General features: G+C 75.5%; 13 protein-coding genes. 3 read left to right on the forward strand and 10 right to left on the reverse strand.

Going from position 1 to position 22,611, the window contains the following annotated elements; all coding sequences use genetic code 11:
* The 10 genes from Scani_RS13695 to Scani_RS13740 all read right to left on the reverse strand — a co-directional run bounded on the left by Scani_RS13695 (position 1) and on the right by Scani_RS13740 (position 20,780).
* Positions 1-1,326 (reverse strand): nucleotide disphospho-sugar-binding domain-containing protein, encoded by a 1,326-nt coding sequence (locus Scani_RS13695; protein ID WP_167538080.1) that lies wholly within the window; start codon positions 1,324-1,326, stop codon positions 1-3.
* Positions 1,323-2,114, reverse strand: coding sequence for an alpha/beta fold hydrolase (locus tag Scani_RS13700; protein ID WP_159474417.1), 792 nt, complete (start codon positions 2,112-2,114; stop codon positions 1,323-1,325). The genes Scani_RS13695 and Scani_RS13700 overlap by 4 nt, the downstream gene beginning before the upstream one ends.
* 7 nt (positions 2,115-2,121) lie before the next feature.
* The gene (locus Scani_RS13705) at positions 2,122-2,439 is read right to left on the reverse strand and encodes a phosphopantetheine-binding protein (protein ID WP_159474419.1); all 318 of its coding nucleotides are present in this window, start codon (positions 2,437-2,439) and stop codon (positions 2,122-2,124) included.
* Positions 2,429-7,282, reverse strand: coding sequence for a type I polyketide synthase (locus Scani_RS13710; protein ID WP_159474421.1), 4,854 nt, complete (start codon positions 7,280-7,282; stop codon positions 2,429-2,431). Before Scani_RS13710 ends, Scani_RS13705 begins: the two co-directional genes overlap by 11 nt.
* A complete protein-coding gene (locus Scani_RS13715; RefSeq protein ID WP_246295773.1) occupies positions 7,275-14,420 on the reverse strand; it encodes a type I polyketide synthase in 7,146 nt (2,381 codons plus the stop codon). The genes Scani_RS13710 and Scani_RS13715 overlap by 8 nt, the downstream gene beginning before the upstream one ends.
* A gap of 238 nt (positions 14,421-14,658) precedes the next feature.
* Positions 14,659-15,702: a 2-hydroxyacid dehydrogenase gene (locus tag Scani_RS13720; RefSeq protein ID WP_159474425.1), complete on the reverse strand. Its 1,044-nt coding sequence runs from the start codon at positions 15,700-15,702 to the stop codon at positions 14,659-14,661.
* A 48-nt stretch (positions 15,703-15,750) separates the two neighbouring features.
* Complete coding sequence (locus Scani_RS13725) at positions 15,751-16,377, reverse strand: histidine phosphatase family protein (protein WP_159474427.1); 627 nt, start codon at positions 16,375-16,377, stop codon at positions 15,751-15,753.
* Positions 16,374-17,888: an FGGY-family carbohydrate kinase gene (locus tag Scani_RS13730; protein ID WP_159474429.1), complete on the reverse strand. Its 1,515-nt coding sequence runs from the start codon at positions 17,886-17,888 to the stop codon at positions 16,374-16,376. Before Scani_RS13730 ends, Scani_RS13725 begins: the two co-directional genes overlap by 4 nt.
* Entirely contained in the window at positions 17,885-19,444 is a 1,560-nt protein-coding gene (locus Scani_RS13735) for an FGGY-family carbohydrate kinase (protein ID WP_159474432.1), read from the reverse strand. Before Scani_RS13735 ends, Scani_RS13730 begins: the two co-directional genes overlap by 4 nt.
* 13 nt (positions 19,445-19,457) lie before the next feature.
* Complete coding sequence (locus tag Scani_RS13740) at positions 19,458-20,780, reverse strand: MFS transporter (protein ID WP_159474435.1); 1,323 nt, start codon at positions 20,778-20,780, stop codon at positions 19,458-19,460.
* Between the two features lie 276 nt (positions 20,781-21,056).
* Between Scani_RS13740 and Scani_RS13745 the strand changes: the two genes are divergently transcribed.
* The 3 genes from Scani_RS13745 (at position 21,057) to Scani_RS13755 (ending at position 22,596) form a co-directional block, all read left to right on the forward strand.
* Entirely contained in the window at positions 21,057-21,839 is a 783-nt protein-coding gene (locus tag Scani_RS13745; RefSeq protein WP_159474438.1) for a DeoR/GlpR family DNA-binding transcription regulator, read from the forward strand.
* Between the two features lie 190 nt (positions 21,840-22,029).
* Entirely contained in the window at positions 22,030-22,338 is a 309-nt protein-coding gene (locus tag Scani_RS13750) for a hypothetical protein (RefSeq protein WP_159474441.1), read from the forward strand.
* Positions 22,339-22,380: 42 nt separating this feature from the next.
* Positions 22,381-22,596: a DUF6333 family protein gene (locus tag Scani_RS13755; RefSeq protein WP_159474444.1), complete on the forward strand. Its 216-nt coding sequence runs from the start codon at positions 22,381-22,383 to the stop codon at positions 22,594-22,596.
* Positions 22,597-22,611: the final 15 nt, after the last annotated feature.

Here is a 22,611-nt window from a genome sequence, read left to right on the forward strand (position 1 = left end):
TCACGGTCCCTTCTCGGTCTCGGTCTCGGTGGGGGCGGTGCCGGGCGGGGTGCCGGGGCCGGGCGCGATGCCCGGGCCCGCGGCGACGGGCGTCAGCTTCTCCAGGCGGTCGGCCGCGGTGCGGGCGCCGCCCGCCTCGGCGAAGGACGCCTGGATACGGCGGGCCGCACGACGGTGCGCCGGGCCGTCCAGCACGGCGGCCAGCGCCTGTCGCAGCTCGTCCGCGCGGGCCCGGCCGAACCGCACCCGCACCCCCGCACCGGCCCCGGCCACCTGCCCGGCGACGATCGGCTGGTCGTCGCGGACGGGCGCCACGACCAGCGGCAGCCCGTGGGCGAGCGCCTCGCACACGGTGTTGTGGCCGCCGTGGCACAGCACCGCGTCGAGGTGCGGCAGCAGGGCGAGCTGGGGGACGTACTCCTGGTGCACCATGTGCCGCGGCACGGCCCCGGCGAACTCCCGGGGGGCGGCCAGGATCAGTTGCGCCCGGTCCGCGAGGGCGTCCGCGGCACGCAGGACCGCGGGGTAGAAACGGGCGCCCGCCTCGCGGTTGAGGGTGCCGAGGGAGACCAGCACCCGTGCGCGCCCGGGGTCCAGCCGGTGCCACGGGAATTCTCCGGCGGACGGGCGGGCGCCGAACGCGGGCCCGACGAAGGCGTAATGGGGTGGGTAACGCCCCACTACGAGGCGGGCCGCGGGCCCCGTTCCGCCGACGGCCGGTGCGCCCGGGCGCGCCCCGTCGCCGGCCGGCCCGCCGTCCCCGATGAGCGCGGGGGTGGAGAAGACCAGGACGAGGTGCGGGGAGAAGCGGGGGTCCCAGCCGCTGGGCGCGCCGCATTCGGCGAGCAGGGCGGCGATGCGCTGCGCCACCCACTCCCCCACTTTGGGCACCCCGTCGAAGGGCCGGGCGAACTCGGCCGACGTGGTCGCCGAGGTCGCCCAGGGCAGACCGTGGCGACGGGCCACCAGCGGCCCGGCCAGGGCCTGTTGGTCGGCCACCACCACGTCGGGCGCGAAGTCCTCGACGGCGGCGTGCACACCGGGCAGCATCGCGCGGGCGAGGGGCAGGAGGACCTCCGCCCACAGGAAGCGCAGGGCCGCGATGCCCCGCATACCGCGCCAGCGTCCGTGCAGTGCGTCGGTGCCCTCGCCCGCACCGGCATCGCCCGCCGGGTACAGCACAGCCCCCGCGGGGAGCAGGGGCGAAAGGGCCGCGGCGGGGCCGGTCCAGGCGACGTGGTGGCCGCGCGCGGTGAGTTCGGCGGCGACGGCGAGCGTGGGGTTGACGTGGCCGACCAGCGGCGGGACGACGAACAGCACTCTCATCGGGCCACCGCCTCGGCCCGGCTGCCGAGCCGTTCCAGCACGGCGGCGCAGAGCCCCTCGGTGGCTTCGTTGAGCACGGTGTGGCCCACACCCGGGAGCACACACAGCTCGCAGTCCGGCGCGCCGGCCGCGAGTTCGCGCGCGCCGGGAAGGAGTTCGGAGTGCTCCCCGTAGACGGCCAGGACCGGGCGGCGCAGCCGGGCGAAGTCGCGGGCGGTGAAGGCCGGGCCCGCCGCGATGTCCTCGATCAGGGAGGTGCGGTTCAGCAGGGCGTCGGCGCCGGCCGTCAGCCGGGCCTCCTTGCGCCTGCCGAGCGCGGCGAGCTGCTCGGGCAGGCGGCGGTGTTCCAGGCCGAGGGCCGCGACGGAGAGGGTGTCGGTCATGTTCTCGACCCAGTCGCCGGTCAGTTGGGCGTCGATCAGCACCAGTGAGGCGACCAGGTCGGGGCGGACGAGCGCGGTGTGCAGGGCGAGCACCCCGCCGTAGCTGTTGCCGACCAGATGGACCGGCCGGCGGTCGAGGCCGAGGGCGGCGAGCAGCGCGACGAGATCGGCCACCGCGGTGTCCCTGTCGTAGCCGCCGGGCGGGCGGTCACTGCGGCCGTGTCCGCGCTGGTCGTAGAGGAGCACCTGATGGCCGGCGCGGGAGACGGGGCCCGCGAGGGTGCAGTAGAAGCTCGACAGATTGTCCATCACGAGGCCGTGGAGGAAGACGACCGTGGAGCCGCCGTCGCGGCCCGGCAGCCGCTGGGTGTGGAGGCGCAGCCCGCCTGCGGGGGTCAGGGCCATGGCGGGCTCAGCCCGCGCAGGCCTGGTCGGCGGCGGTGACCTCGTCGATGTGGACGGCGAGTTCGCCGACCGTCATGGCCAGGATCTGGTCGATGTCCTTCTCCGCGAGGAGGCCGAGGAGGTCCACGGCGCTGCCGTAGCGCTGTTGCAGCAGCTCGGCGAGGGCGACGAACTCGATGCTCTCCAGTGCCAGATCGTCGTTGAAGGTGGTCGCGGGGGTGATCTCGCCGACGACGAGCAGTTCGTCGCCGACGACGCTCACCAGCATGTCGGTGATCTCGGCCAGGATCGCCCCGGTGCGCTCGGGGAGCGGGTCAGCTGCCATGGGTGGCCTCCGTGGAAGTGGGGGTGTCGGTGCCCGTACGGTCCTCGGGCGGCGGCCCGGTCCAGGCGACGACATGGCGCGCGGACAGGTCGTGGACGGAGTCGAGATGCACGAGGTGGCGCCGGCCGTCCGGGGCGGCCACCCACAGGGCGTCGCCCGGTGCGGCCGTCACGGCCCACTCCAGCGGCCGCCCGCCGAGGCCGCTGCCCGCCGCCTTCGCCGCGGCCTCCTTGGCGCACCACAGGGCGGTGAGCCAGTAGGCACGGCCGGTGCCCCCGGTTGCCTCCCGGGCCTGCAGGCCGTCCGCCAGGCGGCGTTCGGCCGGGGTGAGGGCGATCTGTTCGAGGGCCCGCGGATCGTCGGTGACCGGCTCGATGTCGATGCCGACGGGGCCCGACCGGTGGGCGAGGGCGACGGCGACATGGTTCTTGTGCGCGAGCGAGAGGTGGAGCCCGGCGGCGAGCGGGCCCTCGGGTCTGGGGCGGCCGTGGTCGTCGTTGCCGACGGAGACCTCGGCGGGGAAGAGAGGGCCCGCGCCCGACTCCCACAGCAGCTCACGGACCGCGTCCTTGGCGGCGATCCGGCCCAGCAGCCAGGCCGTGCGGGCGCGCGGCGCGCAGCGTTCGTAGCGGGCGCGTTCGGCGGCGCCCAGATAGCGGCGCATGACCAGCTCCTGCGAGGCCGGATCGGTCCAGCGGCGCCGGGCCAGGCACCAGCCGCCCGGCCGGGGTTCACCGATGCCGCACACCTCCGGGGTGAACTTCATGGGCCACACCCGTTCGTCGGCGCCGAAACGCCGGTACGTCCAGCCCTCCAGCCGCGCCCATACACGGCCGTCGGCGCCGCGCAGCTCCACATCGCCGCGTACCGAACCGGGCCGTACCTCACGGATCCGGGCGGTGGCCGCCAGCAGCGCGCCCGCGCGGGGCGGGGGCCCGTAGAGCCGTATGCGGTCCAGGGTCGCGGGGAAGACCAGCCGGTCGCCGGTGAGTTGCAGCTGCATCCAGTGGCCGAGGAGCTGGCCCGCGGCGTCCAGGAGGGCGCCGGGCGCGGGGAGTGCGCGCAGTGTGCCGCGGATGCCGTCGGCGGCGAGCTCATCGACCTCGTGGACCCCGGCGAACGCCGGGCCGTGGAACATCCACCGGTCCCGGTAGAGGGCCTCGGCGCTCACCGGTGCCGGCCGGCAGGACGTCAGGGGCGAGGAGTCGGGCGGCGGCGGAGAAGGGTGGTGCGCCGCGAGGTGGACGGTGACGGCGGCGTGGTCGCCCAGGGCCACCCGTACGCGCCCGTCATCGGCAGGGGTGGCGCTGACGGGCAGGTCCACGGGCGGGGCGACGGGCAGCCAGCGCAGGGCCCGGACGTCGGAGTAGCCGGTGACGGTGTATCCGGGCCGGGCCTCCTGGGCCGCCTCGGCGGCCAGTTCCAGCAGCGTGGTCATGGGGACGACGGGGAATCGGTCGGCGGGCTCCGGCCAGTCGTCGGGCTGGAGATAGACGCAGTGGTCGCGGACGTACGGGAGGGTGGTCAGGGAGAGGTGGCGGGTGGTGCGGTGGGGGGACGGGGACGGGGCGGGGGACGGGTGAGTGGTGGGGTAGGTCGAAGCGGGGGTGGGGCGGGAGGCGAGTGCTGGGGCCGGGCGGGCGGCCGCGGCGGCGACCGTGCGGGTGGCGGCGCGGGTTTCGGCGAGGAGGGCGTCCAGGGCGTGTTGGACAGGAGGGGCGGGGCGAGCGAGGTCGGCGGGATGGACGGGTTCCGCTGGGTCGGGACGGACGGGTTCCGCGGTGGACGGCGAGGGGTGCGGCAGCGCTCCCCCGCCCCCTCCCCCTCCTCCCCCTTCGGGGGAGGGGGCGGGGGGTGGGTTCGGGGGTGGGGGGGAGTCCGCGGGCGCGAAAAGCCGGCCCTTCGCCGCCGCGCCGCCAAGGCGGACCAGCGGCGAGCCGAGATCGAGCCGGACCGATGCGCCGGCTCTCTCCGAGCCGGGAGCGCGGTCCGCAACAGGCGGAGCGGCTCCCTCCGGGCCCGCGGCCCCGTTCACGGCAGCAGGTGCAGGGACTTGCCCCGAACCCACGGCCCCGTCCACGGCAAGTACAGCCGCTCGCTCCGCGCCCGTACCCCGGTCCGCGGCCCCGGCGGCGCCTCCACGAGGCTCCAGCCGCTCCCAGCGCGGGTTCAGCCCCTCGGCCCACAACGCGGCGGCCGTCCGCAGCAGTTGGCCCCAACCGTCGCCGCGGGTGCCGGCCGCCGCCACGGCGAGATGGTCCGCGCCATGGAGGGTGTCGCCGACGAAGCCGGTGAGGCTGCCGGCGCCGATCTGGACGAAGGCGCGGACCCCCGTCTCGTGGAGCCGTCTGGTCAGTTGCTGGAAGCGGACCGGCTCCAGGAGGTGCCGCAGCACCAGCGCACGGACGTCCGCAGGGTCCTCGGGGAAAGGCGCGGCGGTCGTCGCCGACCATACGGGCAGGTGCGGGTCCCGCAGCGGCAGGGCGTCGAACGCGGCACCGACCTGGTCGAGGTAGGGCGCCCACATCGGCGTGTGGAAGCCGGAGCGGAAGGGCATCTCCTGGGCCCGTACGCCCTGTCCGGCGAGTCGGCGGACGGCCACGGCCAGGTGCTCCGGAGCGCCGCAGATCACCGACTGGTGCGGGCAGTTGTCATGGCTGACCGCGACCCGCTCCAGGCCTTCGAGCGCGACGGCCGCTTGTGCGGCGCCGCAGCCCAGGGCCGCGTAGACCAGATCGGGTACGGCCAGGGAGCCGGGCCGCAGCGAGTCGAGGAAGGTGTCCACGGCCCGCGGGGGATACATTCCGGCGACCACCATGGCCGTCCATTCCCCGAGGCTGTGTCCGGTCAGCAGATCGGGGACGATGCCCAGTTCGGCCAGGGCGCGGGCGAGCAGCCGGCCGACGGCGAGCGTGTCGACGGCCCGTTCGACCAGCCCGCTGCCGCCGGAGGCCGGGGGGCGTGGCAGGGACATCCGGTCGGCGAGGTCGTCCATCCGCGGCGGCGGTTCCGCTTCCAAGCCCGGGAAGACGAACGCGAGCCGTGCCCCCGCCTCCGGTGCGTATGGCCCGAAGAAGGGGCTCGGGGTGAACCACACCTCGCCGCGCCCCCGCCAGGGCAGCCCGCGCGCCAGGATCTTGGCGGCCAGCGCACGCCGCTGCGGGGTGGGGTCGAGGAGGGCGAGCCGGCAGGGGCCGCGGTCCACGGGGGCCTCCGTGCCCGCCGCGCCACCCCGGCTCCCGTCCGCGTCCCCGTTCCGGTAACCGCCTCCGCCCCCGTTCCCGTCCCCCATGTTCCGTAATTTTTCCGCGAGTTCACCGGGCGACTGCGCGGTGAGCCGGGCCAGGCGCCCCGGCTCCGCCGTTCGCAGCGGGGAGCGGCGGGGTACGGGCGGCGGCGCGACGGCGCCCCGGTGCCCGGGGGCCTCCTCCAGGATGACGTGTGCGTTGATCCCGCCGAAGCCGAAGGCGTTGACACCGGCCCGCAGGGGGGCGCGTCCGGCGTCCCAGGGCTCGGCCTCGGTGAGCGGACGCATCCGGGTCCGTGCCAGGCCCTCGTGCGGCTCGTCCAGATGCAGGGTCGGCGGCAGGGTGCGGTGGTGGACGGCGAGGGCGGCCTTGATCAGTCCGGCGATGCCGGCGGCCTGCATGGTGTGGCCGAGCATCGACTTCACCGAGCCCAGGCCGACCGGCGTGCGGCCCGCACCGGGCGGCCCGAACACCCGGGCCAGGGTGGCGAGTTCGGCATCGTCACCGACCGGGGTACCCGTGCCGTGCGCCTCCAGCAGGCCGAGTGCGGCGGGGTGTTCCGGATCGAGGCCGGCGCTCGACCAGGCCTGTTCCAGCGCCCGGATCTGCCCCTCCGTGCGGGGGTTCATCAGGCTCGACGCGCGCCCGTCCCCCGCCACCCCGGCCCCGCGCAGGACCGCGTACACCCGGTCCCCGTCGCGTTCGGCGTCGGCCAGGCGTTTGAGGAGGACGACGCCGGTGCCTTCGGACAGCAGGGTGCCGTCGGCCCGGCGGTCGAACGGGCGGATGCACTGGGTGGGGCTGAGGGCGCGCAGTTGGGTGAAGACGCTCCAGAGGGTGGCGATATGGCAGTGGTGCACGGCGCCGGCGATCACGCTGTCGCAGCGCCCGGCGGCCAGCAGATCGACGGCCTGCGCCACGGCCAGCAGCGAGGAGGCGCAGGCCGCGTCGAGGGTGTAGGCGGGCCCGCGGAAGTCCAGCCGGTTGGCGGTCCGGGCGGCGGTGAAGCTGGGCACCAGGCCGATGGAGGCCTCCGGCCGTTCGGGGCCGAGGCTCTCCTGGAAGGCCTCGCGTACGGCCGAGATCTTCGGCTCCCCCAGTTCCGGGGCGAGTTCGCGCAGGGTGACGGCGAGCTGGTGGGCGGTGCGGACGCGCTGGTCGAGCCGGGCGGTGGCCACGCCCATGAAGCCGCCCCGGCCGAGGACGACGCCGATCCGGGAGCGGTCGGCGGGCAGCCGCTCCTGGCCGCCGGCGTCGGCGATGGCATCGGCGATCACGTGCAGCGCGAGCAGTTGGTCGGGCTCGGCGCCCGGGACGGTGGCGGGCATGATGCCGAAGCGGGTGGGGTCGAAGGCGGCCGATTCGTCGAGGAAGCCGCCCCGCCGGCAGTAGAAGCGGTCGCTGCGGGCGGGGCCCTCGGCGCCGTGCGGGTCGTAGTAGATCTCGGGGTCCCAGCGGCCGGGCGGCACGTCCGTGATGCAGTCCGTGCCGGCCAGCAGGTTGCGCCAGTACGCGGCGAGATCACCGGCGCCGGGGAAGAGCGCCCCCATGCCGACGATCGCGGCGTCCGTGGGGCGGGGGCCGGTCTCAGACATCGGCCGCCGCCTCCCCGTCCGCCTCCGCCGCCAGGACGACCTGGGGCGAGGTGCCGTGGGCCAGTTCGGCCAGCACGGCGTCGGCCGCGGCCCCGGGGTCCAGGAGCGGGATGCCCCGGCGGGCGTAGGCGCGCTCCAGCTCCGGGGTGACCATGCCGCCCCCGTCGGCCGCCCAGGGCCCCCAGTCGACGGCGAGGACGCGCCCCGCGCCACGGGCCGACCAGGCCCGGGCGAGGGTGTCCAGGGCGTCGTTGGCCGCGGCGTAGTCGGCCTGGCCGCGGTTGCCGAACACCCCGGCGACGCTGCCGAAGAGGACGAGGAAGCCGGTGTCGTCGCCGGCGGCCGCCCGGAGGTGCCGGGCGCCGTCGACCTTGGTGGCGAAGACCCGGGCGAAGGAGGCCGGGTCCTTGTCCCGCAGCAGCTTGTCCTCCAGGGTGCCCGCGCCGTGCACGATCCCGTCGAGGCGGCCGTGCCGGTCCCGGATGTCCCGGACCACGGCGCGTACGGCGGCCGCGTCGGTGACATCGGCCGCGTGGTAGCGCACGGAAGCGGCGAGCGGTTCCAGGGCGGCGAGGGTGCCGGTGATCTCGCGGCGGGCCAGGACGCGGGTGGCCGCCGCCTCGATCTCCGCCGGTCTGCGCAGCCCTTGGGCGATGAGCGCGGCGCGCAGCGCGATGCGGTCGTGGGCATGCGCGAGTGCCGGGTCCTCGGGGGTCTCGTCCAGGGGCGTGCGTCCGAGGAGTTCGATGTGGCAGCCGTGGGCGCGGGCCAGGGCGTGCGCCGTACGGGCGGTGATGCCGCGCGCGCCGCCGGTCAGCAGCACCACCGAGCCGGCGCCGAGCGGTGGACGGCCGGTGGCGGGCCGGTCGTGGGACAGGGGTGTGGGAACGGTGCGCAGGGTGGTGCGGGTGCCGTTGGTGCGGCCGACGACGACCGGTTCGGCGGGGGCGCACAGTTCGGCGAGGAGGTGGGCCGCGATGCGTTCTGGGCGGTCCTTGGGGTCGATGTCCACGGCGCGGATGAGCACGCCGGGGTATTCGAGGGCCGCCGCACGGGCGAAGCCGCGCAGCCCGGCGCCGGGCAGGGGGTCGGGAGCGTCCTCGGCGGCGTCCTGGCCGAAGGTGCCGCCGGCCGCGGTGGCCAGCAGCAGCCACCGGGCACCGCTGGTCAGGGCGGTGCGCAGTCCTGCGTACTGCCCGGGCAGTACGGCACCGCGGCCGGCCCGCAGGGCGCTGAGGTCCACCAGCCCGCCCACCCCGTCGGCGGCGACCTCGGCCAGCCGCTCGGCGGGGACGGTACGGACCCGTGCCCCGTGGCTCTCCAGGAGGGCGGTGAGGGCGAGCGCCACCCCCTGTCCGTCCTCCACCACGGTGAAGTCGCTGCCCGCCACCACGTCGGCGGCCGGTCGGCTCGCCGGCGGGCCGAGGGGCGCGACCTCGACGAGGTAGCGGGTGGGGCGGCGCGGCACGGGGGCACCGTCGGCTTCGGGCCGGGCGGGCGGGTTCGCGGCGGGGGCCGGTGCGGGCGCGACGACGGCGGCGGGGGCCGGACCCGGCGCGCGGCCGGCGGGATCCGGTGCGGACTCGGACGACGAGAGGGCCGGCACGGGCGCCGCCGGCTCGGGCTCGCTGCGGGCGGCGGCGATCCAGTCGACGATGCCGCTGATGGTCTTGACCCGGGCGAGCTGCTCCACCGCCGACTCCATGGCCCCGTCGGCGTCCTGCGGCAGCCCGATCCGGTCGGCCAGCGCACCGATGATCTCCACCCGCTTGATGGAGTCCACCGAGAGGTCGGCCTCCAGGTCGAGGTCGGCGTCGAGCATCTCGTGCGGGTATCCGGTCCGGGTGTGGATGATCTCCCGTACGGCTTCGAGGAGTTCCGCGGGGCTCGGACACGGTGCCGCGGCGGCGGGCGCTTGCCCGTCGGCGGCTCCGTCCGGGCCTTCGGCGCCGGTACCGACGGGCGCCGGGTACGACGCGGCGCCGGCGCGCTCGGGAAGGGGCACCGGCGACGCGGCCACGGCGGCCCGCGCCGGCTCCGCCCTCTCGCCCTCCCGCGAGGGCTCCCCCGTCCACGAGGCCTCCCCCGTCCACGGGGGCGCCCCCGCCTCCCCCAGATACCGCAGTACGACATCCCGTTGTGCGGCGACCAGCTCCCGCGAGGCCCGCAGGTACTCCAGCACCGCGGCCTGCCGGGCGGAGTCGCCGGACGCGGGGGCGCTCCCGAGCGCCGCCGCCCCCTCGTGGTCCCTGCGGGTCTCCACGCGTCGCGCCGGGCGCAGCCCGCCCGGCAGGAGGGCGCCGTCGGCGGTGCGCACCAGATGCCCGTCGACCAGCCACCCCGGGCGGCGCGGCGGGGCCGCGGGCAAGGTCTCGGTACGCCCATGGAACAGGGCCTCCGGGTCGAACGGGACCCCGGCCGCGGCGAGCCGGGCCAGGACGTGCGGCAGCCGGGCGAGTCCCGGCTCGCCCGGGACGTCCAGTGCCACGGCGGTGTGCGGCCGTTCGCCCAGGATGCGCCCGACGAGGCCGGTGAGCACCCGGCCGGGCCCGGCCTCGACGAAGGTGCGCACCCCGGCGGCGTACATGTCCTCGATCTGGTCCACGAAGCGCACCGGCGCGGCGACCTGGCCCGCCAGGGTGTCGCGTACCGCGGACGCCTCGCGGTCGTACGGGCGCGCGGTGGCGCCGGACCAGACCGGGAAGGCGGGCACGGACACCTGTGCCGCGGCCAGTTCGGCGGCGAGCGTGTCGCGGGCGGCGGCGAGTTGCGGGCTGTGGAAGGCACAGGCCACGGGCAGGCGCCGGGCGTCCAGACCGGCCGTGCGCAGCGCCGCCACGGCCGCTTCCACGGCGTCGGTGGGCCCGGAGATCACACTCTGTTCGGGTGCGTTGTGGTTGGCGACGACGACCCCCGCACCGTGGATCAGGTCCCTGACGCGCGCCGGGGTGGCCGCGACGGCGGCCATCGTCCCGGGGTCCTCCCCGGCCGCCGCGAGGATGGCCTCGCCGCGGCGGGCGCTGAGCCGGAGCAGCGTCGCGGTGTCATAGGCGCCCGCGGCCCACAGGGCGGTCAGCTCGCCGTACGAGTGCCCGGCAGTGCAGTCGGGGCGCACGCCGAGCGTGGTGAGCAGCCGGTGCGCGGCGGCGGAGGCGAGGCCGAGCGCCGGCTGGGCGACGCGGGTGTCGGTGAGGGCGGTCTGCTGGGCGGCCCGCCGCTCGGCGGTGAAGGCGGTGGGCGGGAACATGGCCGCGACCCACCGCGGGTCGGCGTCGTCCAGGAGGCCGCGCAGCGCGGGGAAGGCGAGGAACAACTCGCCGAGCATTCCGGTCCGTTGGCTGCCCTGGCCGGGGAAGAGGAAGGAGACCAGTCCGGGGTCGGCGTCCCGGCGGCGCGGATACACGCCCTCGGCGGCGTCGAACCGTCGGGCGGCGGCCAGCTTGACGGCGAGGTCATCGAGGCCGTCGGCCACCAGGCAGACCTGGACCGGCCCCTGCCCGGACGCGGTGTCGGCGGCCAGGTCGCGCAGCGGCCACGGCCGCCCGGCGGCGTCGTTGTCCGCCAGTCGCGCGGCGAGACGCTCCATGGCCCGTACGGCGGCGGAGCGGTCGGCGCCCCGGAAGCAGAAGAGTTCGGCGGGCCAGTGCGTCAGGCTGTGGGCGGGCTCGGGGGCGCCCTCGTAACCGGCCAGGACGGCGTGGTAGTTGGTGCCGCCGAAGCCGAAGGCGCTCACCCCGGCGATGCGCCGCCCCACGGGGACCGGCCAGGGCCGGGCGCTCCCGGCGTCGAAGCGGAACGGTCCGGTGTCCGCGGCCGGCCGGGTCAGATGCAGGGTCGGCGGCCGGACGCCGGTGTGCACGGCGCGCGCGGCCTTGATGAGCCCGGCCAGTCCGGCCGCGCATTTGGTGTGCCCGATCTGCGATTTGACCGAGCCCAGTGTGCAGCTGCCGGGGGTGGCTCCGGCGGCCTCGAACACCTCGGTGAGGACGCCGAGTTCGGCCGTGTCGCCGACGACGGTCCCGGTGCCGTGTGCTTCGAGGAGGCCGACCTGCGCGGGGCTGATCCCGGCACGCCGGTAGGCGCGGTCGAGGGCCCGCCGCTGGCCCTCGGGCCGTGGTGCGGTCAGTCCGAGGGACCGCCCGTCGCTGGAGGTGCCGACCGCCTTGACGACCGCGTAGATCCGGTCGCCGTCGCGCTCGGCGTCCGCGAGCCGCTTGAGGACCAGGGCGCCGACGCCCTCGCCGAGCGCGATGCCGTCGGCCGTCGCGTCGAAAGGGCGGCAGCGGCCGGTGGGCGACAGGGCGCGCACGGACGCGAACATCAGGTAGTCGTTGATGCCGTTGTGCAGATCGGCGCCGCCGCACAGCGCCATATCGCTGTCGTGGTCGCGCAGTTGACGGCATGCCAGGTCGAGGGCGGCGAGCGAGGAGGCGCAGGCGGCGTCCACGGTGCAGTTGGCGCCGCCCAGGTCGAGGCGGCTCGCGATGCGTCCGGCGATGACGTTGGCGAGGACGCCGGGGAAGGAGTCCTCGGTCAGGCGCGGCAGTGCGGCGTCGAGCTCGGGCGGCAGGTCTCCCAGGTAGGCCGGGTGCAGGGCGCGCAGGCCGTAGGCGCCCGCCAGTTCGGTGCCCGCCTCGGCGCCGAAGACGACGCTGGTGCGGGCGCGGTCGAAGTCGCGCTCGGCGTATCCGGCGTCCGCCAGGGCCTTGGCGGCCGCTTCCAGGGCGAGCAGCTGTACCGGCTCGATGGCGGCGAGGGAGGCCGGCGGGATGCCGTGGGCGAGGGCGTCGAAGGGGACGGCGGGCAGGAAGCCGCCCCAGCGCGACGGGGTGCGTGCGCCCGCCCGCGCGGGGTCCGGGTCGTGGTACGTACCGGTGTCCCAGCGCTCGGCGGGGACCTCGGTGACGGAGTCGACGCCGGCGACGATGTTGGACCAGAAACGGGCGGCGTCGGCCGCGCCGGGGTAGCAGCACGCCATCCCGACGATGGCGATGTCCAGCGGCTCCGCCTCCGGCCCCTGGTGCCGGTCCTGATCCGCTTCGGGTGTCGGGAACTGCTCCGCCCGTGCCGTGAGCTGCGCGGTGGCCCCCTCGGTCACGGCGGTGTGCAGCGCGGCGACGGTGGTGGTGGCGCTGCGGGCGGTGGCGGCCTGGCCCAGCATGTAGAGGCCCTCCCGGCGCTGTTCGGGCTCCTCCACCGGGGAGGGCGGCCCGCCGTCCGTATGGCGCAGCCCCTTGCTCGCCAGGCGCAGCCGTCCGAGGTTGCGCCGCTCCAGCTCCTCCCACCGGGCCCGCGGGTCGGTGCCCTGTGCGGCGAGGCGCCGTTCGGCGGCCGCGAACTCCTCGGCGTAGGCCGTCTCGGCGCAGCGGGTGGCATGGCCCGGTGCGGTCCGCAGCAGGACGGTCCGGTCGCAGGCGAGGGCGGTGTCCTGGAAGCCGGGGAGGACGGCGCCGGTGGCCACGGCCTCCTCGGTGAAGAGGTAGGCGGTGCCCATCAGGACGCCGATGCGGGCGCCGAGTTCGGCGAGCGGGGCCGCGGCGGCGGCCACCATGGCGGCGGAGCGGGCGTCGTGGATGCCGCCCGCGAAGAGCAGGTCCAGGTCCTCCGCCGTGCCGCCGTGCGTCCGGGCGTGGGCGGTCAGCCGCTCGATCTGCTCCTCCCACAGCGGGAAGCTGGCCCGGGGACCGATGTGGCCGCCGCACTCCTGGCCCTCGAAGACGAATCTCCGGGCGCCTTCGGCGAGGTAGCGCTCCAGCAGGGCGGGCGCCGGAACATGGAGGTAGGTGCGGGTTCCGGCCGCTTCGAGCGGTGCGGCCTGGGCGGGCCGGCCGCCGGCGATCAGCGCGTACGCGGGGGCGAACTCGGCGACGGCGGCGAGCTGTTCGCGCCGGAGCTCGGGCGGTGCGAAGCCCAGCAGGCCGACGCCCCAGGGCCGCTCGGCCAGCCGCTCGGCGGTCTCGGCCAGCAGCCGGCGCACCTGCGCGCCGTCCATGACGGCGAGGGCGAGGAAGGGCAGTCCGCCCGCGGCGGCGACGGCGTCGGCGAAGGCGGCCTCGTCGCTGACCCGGGTCATCGGACCCTGGGCGACGGGGAGATGGCGGGCTCCGGGGCGCGGTGCGAGCGGGCGGGTGCGCGCCGCCGCGGCGAGGTGCCCGGTGAGCGCGGACCGTACCGCCTGTACGAGGCCGCCGGTGGTCCGGTGCCGGGCGGCGAGCCGGGCGGCGAACGCCCCGTCCTGGCCGATGGGGAGCAACTGGGCCTGCAGGTCCCGGGCGCCGAGGAGGGCGGCGATACGGGCGGGGCCGGGTGGCGCCCCGACGCTCCCGGCGCCGTCCTGGTCGCTGCCCGCGGCCGCCGCGGGGGCGGCGAGGTCCGGGCGGGTGAGGACGCGGTGGCCCGCGACGAGGGTGGTCTCGCTGCCGTCCATGGCCCGGATCGCGTCGGCGACCGCACGGGGCAGCCGGGCCGCGCTCTCGGTGGTGAGCGCGAGCTGGGAGTCGAGCAGCACCCCGGCCGCTCCGCCGGCGACGGCCGCGGCGGCGGTGTGCGGGCCGATTCCCCCGGCGGCGAGCACCGGGACCGTGACGGCCGGGTCGGCGAGTACCCGGGACAGCAGGACGCAGGTGGTGAGTTCGCCCACCCGGCCGCCCGACTCGTGGCCCCGGGCGACGAGTGCGGTGGCGCCGGCGGCACACGCCGCGGCGGCCTCCTCGGGGGTGGTGATCTCGGCCCATACGCGGCGCCGTCCGCCTCCGGCCCAGTCGTCCGGGCCGGGAACCGCGCCGCGGTCGGTGGCGGCGTACGCCCGCGGGTCGGCGAGCAGGACGGTGTCGGTCCCGTCGGGCAGATCGGCGGGCGTGAGCGGACACCCCACCGGCACCCGCACCCCGTGGCGTAATCGCCCGAGCCGGGCGAGCGCCTCGCGCGCGGCGCTAGCGTCCCTGCCGAGGTCCAGCAGGCCGAGCGCGCCCGCGCGTTCGGCCGCCACGACGACCCGCTCCGCCGGCTCCTCGAAGGGCGTGAGCGCGACGACGAGGTCACGGCCGGCGGCCTTTGGGCGAGGGGGCGCGGCAGCGGCGGGGCGGGGGTCGCCGGAACCGGTGTGGGGGGTGCCGGGGAGAGGGGGCCAGGGGGCCACGGGCGCTCCTTCTGCTGGGGGCGGACACGCTCTACCACTGCCACCTGCGGTAACCAACGGTGAAGGCATGGCCTGACCCGTTGATGCCGCGTTGCATGGTGGAGCCACCTCCATGCACTGTCAACGCACGTGCATCAGGCGGTAGTTGATTCCGCCAAGGTCGCGAACGTGCCCCGCCGCCTCCCCGTCCACCCCGTCATCTGGGCGAACGCGCCCCCGAAGACCGGCCCCCGGCACGTCACCTGGCCGGAAATACACCCGGGTTGGCACAGTGCACCAGCGGCTCCCCGCGCAGATAGCGGCCGACCTCCGCGGCGACGATCCGGGCGGCCTTGTGCGCGACTTCCTGGCTGCCGCCCGCGATGTGCGGGGTGAGCACGACGCCGGGCGCGGTCAGCAGCCGGGAGCCGACGGGCAGCGGCTCCTGCGGGAAGACGTCGAAGCCGGCTCCGGAGAGCTGTCCGGAGTCCAGGGCGTCGCAGACCGCGTCGTAGTCGAGGAGCGCGCCACGGGCACAGTTGACCAGGATCGCGCCACGGGGCATCGCGGCGATCTCCTCGCGCCCGATCATGCCCCTGGTCTCCTCGGTGACCCGTGCGTGCAGCGAGACGATGCGGGAGCGGCGCAGCAGCACCTCGAGCGGGACCTGTTCGGCGAGTCCGGCCAGCGCCTCGGGACGGACGTAGGGGTCGTGGACGAGGACCTCGGCACCCATGGCGGCGAGCACCCTGGCGACCCGGCTGCCGATGGCGCCGAAGCCGATCAGCCCGACGGTGGCGCCGTCGATCTCGATGCCGCAGTTGTCGTAGTCGTAGTAGTCGCCGCGCCAGACGCCGCGGCGCAGATCGGTGTGGGTGTCGCCGACGCCGCGGGCGGCGGCCAGCATCAGGGTGAGAGTGTGCTCCGCGGTGGCGGTGGCGTTGCGGCCGGGGGCGTAGCAGACCGCGACGCCGTGCCGGGTGGCGGCTTCGACATTGGCGTTGACCGGGCCGCCGCGGCTGGTGCAGAACAGCTTCAGATCGGGGCAGTGGGCCAGGATCCGCTCGGTGAGCGGACCGTGCTCGGTGACGCAGATCTCGACGCCCTGGAGCGCCTCGATCATCTCGTCCTCGCTGCCGGAGGCCTCGATGACCTCGGCGACCGGGCCGAAGGGGGTGTGCGGCCAGTCGAACCGGATCTCGCGCACCTCCAGCGGTGCGTCCCCGGCGGCCTCGTGCACGGCCCGGCCGAACAGGTCCGGGTGGATGAAGTGGTTGCCGGCGGCGAGGACTGTGGTGGTCATGAGGGGCTGCTCCTGAAGAGGCGGGTGCGGCGCGGGACGGCCGGACGGTCAGTGGAGGGCGGGTGCCGGGGCCGGGGCGGGGGTGTTGAAGCTGAGCAGTGCGGTCCGCCCGTTCTCGATGCGGATCTCGGTGAGGGCGCCGTTGTGCAGCAGGGGGAAGACCCGGCGGTAGTCGGCGAGCGGGATGCCCAGCAGATGGCAGAGCAGGACCCGCAGGAGGGTGGAGTGCGCGACGACGAGGATCTTGCCGTGCGGCTGTTCGCGGGCGAGGTCGGCGAGGCAGTCGGCGGCGCGCTCGGCGGCGCGGCGCGGGTCCTCCCCGTCGGGCAGATGGTGCTCGACCGGGTCGGCGAGGAAGGCGGCCAGCCGCTCCGGGAAGCGCCGGCGCATCTCGTCCCTGGTCAGGCCCTCGCCCTGGCCGAAGTCGAGTTCGTAGAGCCGCTCGTCGGTGTGCGCGGTCAGGCCGCAGGCGGCGGCCGCGGGGGCGGCGGTGAGGCGGGCCCGGGAGAGCGGGGAACTGTGGACGGCGGTGAGGCCGGCGGTGGCGGCCCAGGTGGCGAGGGCGGCGGCCTGTTCGCGGCCGTGGTCGGTGAGGGGCACATCGGTGCGGCCGGCGTAGCGGTTCTCCGCATGCCAGACGGTCTCGCCATGGCGTACGAGGAGGAAGTCGGTCACGGTGCTGCCCTCCTGCGGGCGTGGTCGGCCACGGCCTGGTCGAGCCAGCCGCGGCGGGTGAGTGCGTCGATGAAGCGGAGGTAGACGGGGGCGTAGCGGGCGGTGCGGGCCGGTGCGGGCGCGAGCTCCCGGTCGATGCGGACCATGGCGGCGGCCGCCTCCCCGAGGCCGGCGCCGGAGGACGTGGCGGCGAGGACGGCCATGCCGAGGGCGCCCTCGGCCTGCTGCGGCAGCCGTACGGGGCGGCCGAGGACATCGGCGCGCAACTGGCACCAGTAGGTGTTGCGGGCGCCGCCGCCGGTGAGGGTGAGCGGCCCGTCGACGGGTGCGCCGAGGTGGTGGAGGTAGTCGAAGCAGAGCCGTTCGAGGCAGGCGACGCCGAGCAGCCAGGCGTGGAACCCGGCGGCGCGGGTGGCGACCTCGCCCAGGACGAAGGGTTCGGCGTCGGGGGCGCGGAAGGGGAAGCGTTCGCCGCCGCTGGAGACCAGGGGGTAGGCGACCGCGTCCGGGTCCAGGGCCGCGGCCCGCGCGGTGAGCGTGTCCAGGTCCTCGCCGGGGAAGTGCCGGGAGAGGACGCCGGCGCCGCTGCTGGAGGCGCCGCCCGGCAGCCAGTTGTCGCCCGGTCCGCGGTGGCAGTAGACGACGCCCGCCGGGTCGCGGACCAGGTGCGGGCTGCTTCCCTTGAGGACGAGGGTGGTGCCGAGTACCGAGTTCCAGGCACCCGGCGCGAGCGCCCCGGCGCCGATCTGCGCGGCACAGCCGTCGGTCATCCCGGCGACGATCGTGGTCCCCTTGGGGATGCCGGTGGCCTCGGCGGCAGCGGCGCAGACGGTGCCGAGCGGGCTGCCGGGGCGTACGACCTCGGGCAACACGCTCTCGGGCACGCCGAGTTCCGCCATCACCCGGTGCGGCCAGCGCTCCTCGACGAGGTGGTAGCCGGTCTTGAGGGCATGGCTGGCGTCGGCCGCGACCTGGTGGCCCGCCAGCCGCCAGGTGACCAGGTCGACCTGGTGCAGCAGCCGGACGTCCGGCCCGAGCGCGGGGGCGCTCTCCAGCAAGGAGACCAGTTTGGGCAGCGCCCAGGACGGCTGCATGCTGCGGTAGCCCAGCTCCTGCCAGACCTGCTCCCCGGCGGCGTTGACGGCCGCGGCCTGTGCGGCGGCGCGCCCGTCGTCGTACATCACTCCGGGGGTGAGCGGGGTGCCGTGGGCGTCGGCGAGCAGGATCGTCCCGGAGGTCCCGTCGATCGCAAGGCCGCGGACCCGCCGGGTGTCGACGCCCCCCAGGGCCTCCCGGCAGGCGGCGGCCAGCGCGCTCCACCACTCCTCGGGGTCCTGCTCGTGGCGGTTGCCGTCGCGACGGCCGGTGAGCGGGCGGGCGGCGGTGGCGAGGACCTGCCCGGTGCCGTCGACGGCGACGCAGCGCGCGCTCTGGGTGCCCAGGTCGAGGCCGAGCCAGATGCCGTCGAGGCCGGGGGCGGGGGTGCCGCGGCTGTGGCGCGGGTCAGTCACAGGGGGTCTCCAGGGGTGGTGCCGGTGGTCTCGGTCGGCCGGCCGGGGGCCTCGGCCCGGCGGCGGGCGCTCCCCCGCCAGGCCGCGCCGCCCCGCCAGCCGGCCTCCCGGGCGTGCGCCCGCCAGCCGAGGAAGTCCTCGTACAGCGCGGCATAGAACTCCACGCGCTCCGGCTCGGGCTGCCAACTGCGCTGCATCCGGACGTACTTGGCGGCGGCGCTGTGCATGCTGGTCTCGGCGCCGGTGCGGACCAGACCGGTCAGGAAGGCGCCCTTGGCACCGAGTTCGGTGTCGCCGGAGCGGGCGGTGGGCACACCCGTGGCATCGGCGATCAGCGCACACCAGGCGTCGCTGTTGGCGCCGCCGCCGCACAGCCGCAGCTCGCTGACGTCCGTACGGGCGGCGGCCAGCGAGTCCCGCAGGACCAGCGAGAGTCCGTCGAAGACGGCACGCGCCAGATCGGCGGGGGTGTGCTCCAGGGACAGGCCCCAGAAGGTGCCCCGGGCGCCCGGGTCGAGGAAGGGCGCCCGCTCTCCGGCCGGGGAGAGGTACGGCAGGAACATCAGCCCGCGGGCGCCCGGCTCCGACTCGAAGGCCAGCTGCGCCAGCTCCGGCGGTCCGGGCAGGTGGAGCAGCCGGGCCGCCCAGCCGAGCACCTCGGCGCCGTTGAGCGTGGGGAAGGCGCGCAGTACCCGTTCGCGGCCCCGGTAGGCGATGTGGATGCCGGACGGTTCGCCACTGGTGTCGACGTCGGTACGGACGATCTCGGTGCACAGCGTGGTCCCGAGGATGCTGCAGGCCTGGCCGGGGTTGACGACGCCGACGCCGCGGGCGGTCGCCGCGATGTCGTAGGGCGACATCACGACCGGGAGCCCGGCCGGCAGCCCCAGTTCGCGGGCGGCCTCGCCGGCGATCTCGGCGATCCGCTGTGACTCCCCGAGGACCGTGGGCAGCAGCCGCTCGTACGGGCCGAGGCCGAACAGCTCCAGGAGGTACGGGTCGTAGTCACCGGTGGTGTGGTCGAGGAACGGGGCGGAGGCATCGGATTCGTCGCTGGCACGCACGCCGGTGAAGCGCAGGAAGAGCCAGCCGGCGGCGGTGAGCGAGGTGGCCGAGCGGGCCAGCCGGCCCGGGTCGTGTGCGGCGAGCCAGCTGAAGAGCGCGTTGGGCATCCCTGCGCAGGTCAGCGAGCCGTTGCGGCGGAAGGCCGCTTCCAGGAGGCCGTCACGCTGCCAGCCGGTGAGCAGGTCCCCGGCCCGGCCGTCGGACCACAGGATGGCGGGTCCGGTGGGCCGGCCGCGGTCGTCGACGAGCCAGGCACCGTCGCCCTGGGCGGTGAAGGACACCAGCCAGACCGGGTCGGCCAACCCGTCGAGGACCGTGCGGACCGTGTGGACGACGGCGTCCCAGACGGCGTCCATGTCCTGTTCCGCCCAGCCGGGGTGCGGGCGCAGGACCTCGGTGGCCCGGCGGGCGACGGCGATCTCGGTGCCCTGGTCGTCGAAAACCACGGACTTGATCACCGTGGTGCCGACGTCGATGGTCAGTACGGACATCAGTGGGGTCCTCTCACGCCGGGGCCGGGGCGGTGCCGGCCGCGGTGTCCTCCGGGGCGTCGCCGCGCCGTGCGGCGGCGCCCGCATCCGCCGTGCCCGGCTCGTCCGGCAGCTTCAGGAAGTGGGTGAGCACACAGCTCACCGCGTACATCCCCGCGAAGATCCAGACCACCCCTTCGACGCCGAGCGGTCCGACGAAGGCCGCGACGACGGCCGGGCCGACGAAGGTGCTGGCTCCCGCGCCCAGGTTGAGGGCGGCGAGCGCCTGTCCCTGATGCTTCGGCTCCAGGGTGGGCACCAGCGCCGATATCGGTACATAACCCGCCAGCGTAGCGCCGTAGAACGCGGCGACGAGGAGGGCGAGCGGGAAGTCCGGGCCCGCCGCATCCGGCACGTAGAAGAGCAGCAGGGTGCTGAGCGCGCAGCCGGCGCCACCGAACCAGGCGATGGTGCGGCGCCAGCCGAACCGGTCGCCGACCACGCCGAACAGCAGGTTGGCGAAGATGTTGGTGGCGAACATCGCGCTGAGCAGATGCAGCCACTGGGTGAGGCTGAAGCCGACCGTCCTGGTGAAGTGGATCGGCATGATCACGAAGAAGCCGAACTGCGAGGCGGTGTTGATCACCCGGACCAGCGAGCCGACGCCGACCCTGGGGTTGCGCCACAGGATCGTGACGCTGCCGAGCAGGGTGGCCACCGGCCCCTCCCCCGTCCCGCCCGGCCGCTGTGCGCCGCGGTCGTCACGGACCAGCAGCAGCGCGATCAGCCCGCCCGCGGCCACCAGCACCAGCGCGGCCCACAGCGTGGCGTAGGCGCCGATGCGCGGGATGAGCCCGCCGGCCACCAGCGAGCCGAGGGTGGGCAGGCCGCCGGTGAACGCGAACCAGAACCACCCCATCGCCGTGCCGAGCCGGGCGCGCGGCGTCACCCCCGCGACCCAGACCAGGAACCCGTACGCGAACAGCGGATACCCCAGGCCACGCAGCCCGTAGGCGAGCATCATCAGCGGATAGCTGGTCAGCGGAATGGCGGCGAGGAGGAAGAGCGTCTGGAAGGCGCCCCAGATGCCCAGGCCGGTCCACATCACGCGGCGCGGGCCCCACAGCTCGGACAGCACGCCGGAGAGCCAGGCGGCGAGGCCCGCCGCGATGCCGTAGACGGTGAACAGCAGCGCGACCCGGGACTCCGGGATGCCCTGGTCGGCGAGGTAGGGCGAGAGATAGCCGGACTCGACCCCGTCTCCGATCATGAAGAGGAGGAGCCCGAGGTATCCCCAGGCGAGGGTCGGCGGGATACCCAGGCGTGTGATCAGCGAACGCGGAGGAGAGTTCGTCATCGAATCTCCCTTTCTGCTGCGGCGGGGCAGGAGGGGTGAACGCAGCGATGGAACCGCCGGGCGGAAACGGGCGTCAATGGCCGCCGGAATCTTCGCATCGGGGCCGCGACCTGCCATGTTGTGTCGTACCGGAACCGCATGTGGGCGCCACTGTCACCGCGCGGCCCATGTGAAGTCCGTGCGAACATAACGCGGCGAATTCACGCGGCGGAGCCGGTGCGGCGCGGCCGCGGACCCCGCCGGATGGCCGCACGGGAACCGGAAGGGAGCGGAGCGATGGACCGGGTCGAGGCCCAGGAGGAGCGGCGGCGCCGCATGCGGGACACCGTCATCGCCCGCGGTTTCGTGCGCACCGCGGACCTCGCCGAGGAGTTCGGCATCAGCCTGATGACCGCGCACCGCGATCTGGACGCCCTCCAGGCACAGGGCTGGCTGCGCAAGGTGCGCGGGGGCGCGACGGGGCTGCCGTCCGCGCAGTTCCACGGCAGCGTCGCGGAGCGGATGGCCACCATGGCGCAGACCAAGCAGCAGCTGGCGCGGGCCGCCGCCACCCTGCTGGTCCCCGGGCAGTCGGTGCTGCTCGACGACAGCACGACCTGTCTGCTGCTGGCCCACCAGGTCGCCGAGCACACCCCGCTGACGGTGATCACCAACTCGCTGCCCGCCATCACCACCCTCGCCAAGGAGTCCGGCGTCTCGCTGATCACGCTGGGCGGTACGTACTTCCCGGCGTACGACGCCTTCATGGGCCCGCACACCGCGGAGGCGGTACGGGCCTTCCGGGCCGATGTGCTGTTCATGTCCACCACGGCCGTCACCAACGGCCGCTGCTACCACACCTCACCGGAGACCGTGCAGGTCAAGCGGGCCATGATGGACAGCGCGGGCCGCCGCGTCCTGGTCGCCGACCACACCAAGTTCACCAAGGGCGGCCTCTATGCGCTCGCCCCGCTGACCGACTTCGACCTGCTGATCGTCGACGACGGGCTGCCGGCGGAGCAGGTACGGGCCGTACGGGCGGCCGGCACCGAGGTGTTGGTGGTCCCGGCCCGGGGGTGACGGGCTCCCGTTGCGGCGCCCTTGTTCACGGCCGCTGCGCGCCGATAGCCTGAAAGGCTGTCCACGTGCGCGGGGCGTCCGCCCTGCCGGGGCCGCAGACAAGGGAAGGAGCGCGTCGCGATGACATTCCGAACCTGGCCGCCCGCCCGGAAAGTCCGGGAGCCCGGGCGGCGGTTCCGGAAGGAACGAGATGTCCCGTACGGACAAGACCAAGCCGCTGTGGGTGCGCCACGCTGAGCATCACCCCCGGCCGGTCCACGATCACCGCTACGGCGCCTGCGATCTGCCCCCGCACCCGGCACGGGAGACCGCGCCGACCCGCTGCCGGTGGGAAGACCCCGCCCGACAGCTGCTGTTCGGCGGCAACTGCTGTGCCGGATGCAAGGTGCGCTCCCACATCAAGGAGCGTCAGGAGTGGGCCAGGGCCGGCAACCGCAGGGAACGCTACGCCGGACGCCATGAGGCCCGCCGTTCCGCCGCCCGGGAGAACCGCGACTGACCCTGCTCCGCCTCGCCCGGCCCCCGGAGATCCCCCGCCGACGTGGCCGCGGCCTTCCGCCTCACCGCACAGGAACTGTCCGGCGGGGGAATCGACATGGCCGCCGCCGTCAACGTCTTCTCCTGGGAAGCCCTGTGCGCACGCGCCCTCCAGAAGGTCGCGCCCCTCGACCACACCGGCCGCTCCGTGTCACTCCTGCGCGTGCGGCACACCGAGGAGGCCACCGGCGCCATGGAAGAGATCTGGCTCGAGGAGTGACGCCCCGGCGCACGG

Source organism: Streptomyces caniferus (assembly GCF_009811555.1).
Lineage (GTDB): Bacteria > Actinomycetota > Actinomycetes > Streptomycetales > Streptomycetaceae > Streptomyces > Streptomyces caniferus.

What these genes read in the sequence shown, in the direction of transcription:
- Scani_RS13695 (WP_167538080.1), bottom strand. Translation starts at nt 1,326, where the DNA reads ATGAGAGTGCTGTTCGTCGTCCCGCCGCTGGTCGGCCACGTCAACCCC.
- Scani_RS13700 (WP_159474417.1), bottom strand. Translation starts at nt 2,114, where the DNA reads ATGGCCCTGACCCCCGCAGGCGGGCTGCGCCTCCACACCCAGCGGCTG.
- Scani_RS13705 (WP_159474419.1), bottom strand. Translation starts at nt 2,439, where the DNA reads ATGGCAGCTGACCCGCTCCCCGAGCGCACCGGGGCGATCCTGGCCGAG.
- Scani_RS13710 (WP_159474421.1), bottom strand. Translation starts at nt 7,282, where the DNA reads ATGTCTGAGACCGGCCCCCGCCCCACGGACGCCGCGATCGTCGGCATG.
- Scani_RS13720 (WP_159474425.1), bottom strand. Translation starts at nt 15,702, where the DNA reads ATGACCACCACAGTCCTCGCCGCCGGCAACCACTTCATCCACCCGGAC.
- Scani_RS13735 (WP_159474432.1), bottom strand. Translation starts at nt 19,444, where the DNA reads ATGTCCGTACTGACCATCGACGTCGGCACCACGGTGATCAAGTCCGTG.
- Scani_RS13740 (WP_159474435.1), bottom strand. Translation starts at nt 20,780, where the DNA reads ATGACGAACTCTCCTCCGCGTTCGCTGATCACACGCCTGGGTATCCCG.
- Scani_RS13745 (WP_159474438.1), top strand. Translation starts at nt 21,057, where the DNA reads ATGGACCGGGTCGAGGCCCAGGAGGAGCGGCGGCGCCGCATGCGGGAC.
- Scani_RS13750 (WP_159474441.1), top strand. Translation starts at nt 22,030, where the DNA reads ATGTCCCGTACGGACAAGACCAAGCCGCTGTGGGTGCGCCACGCTGAG.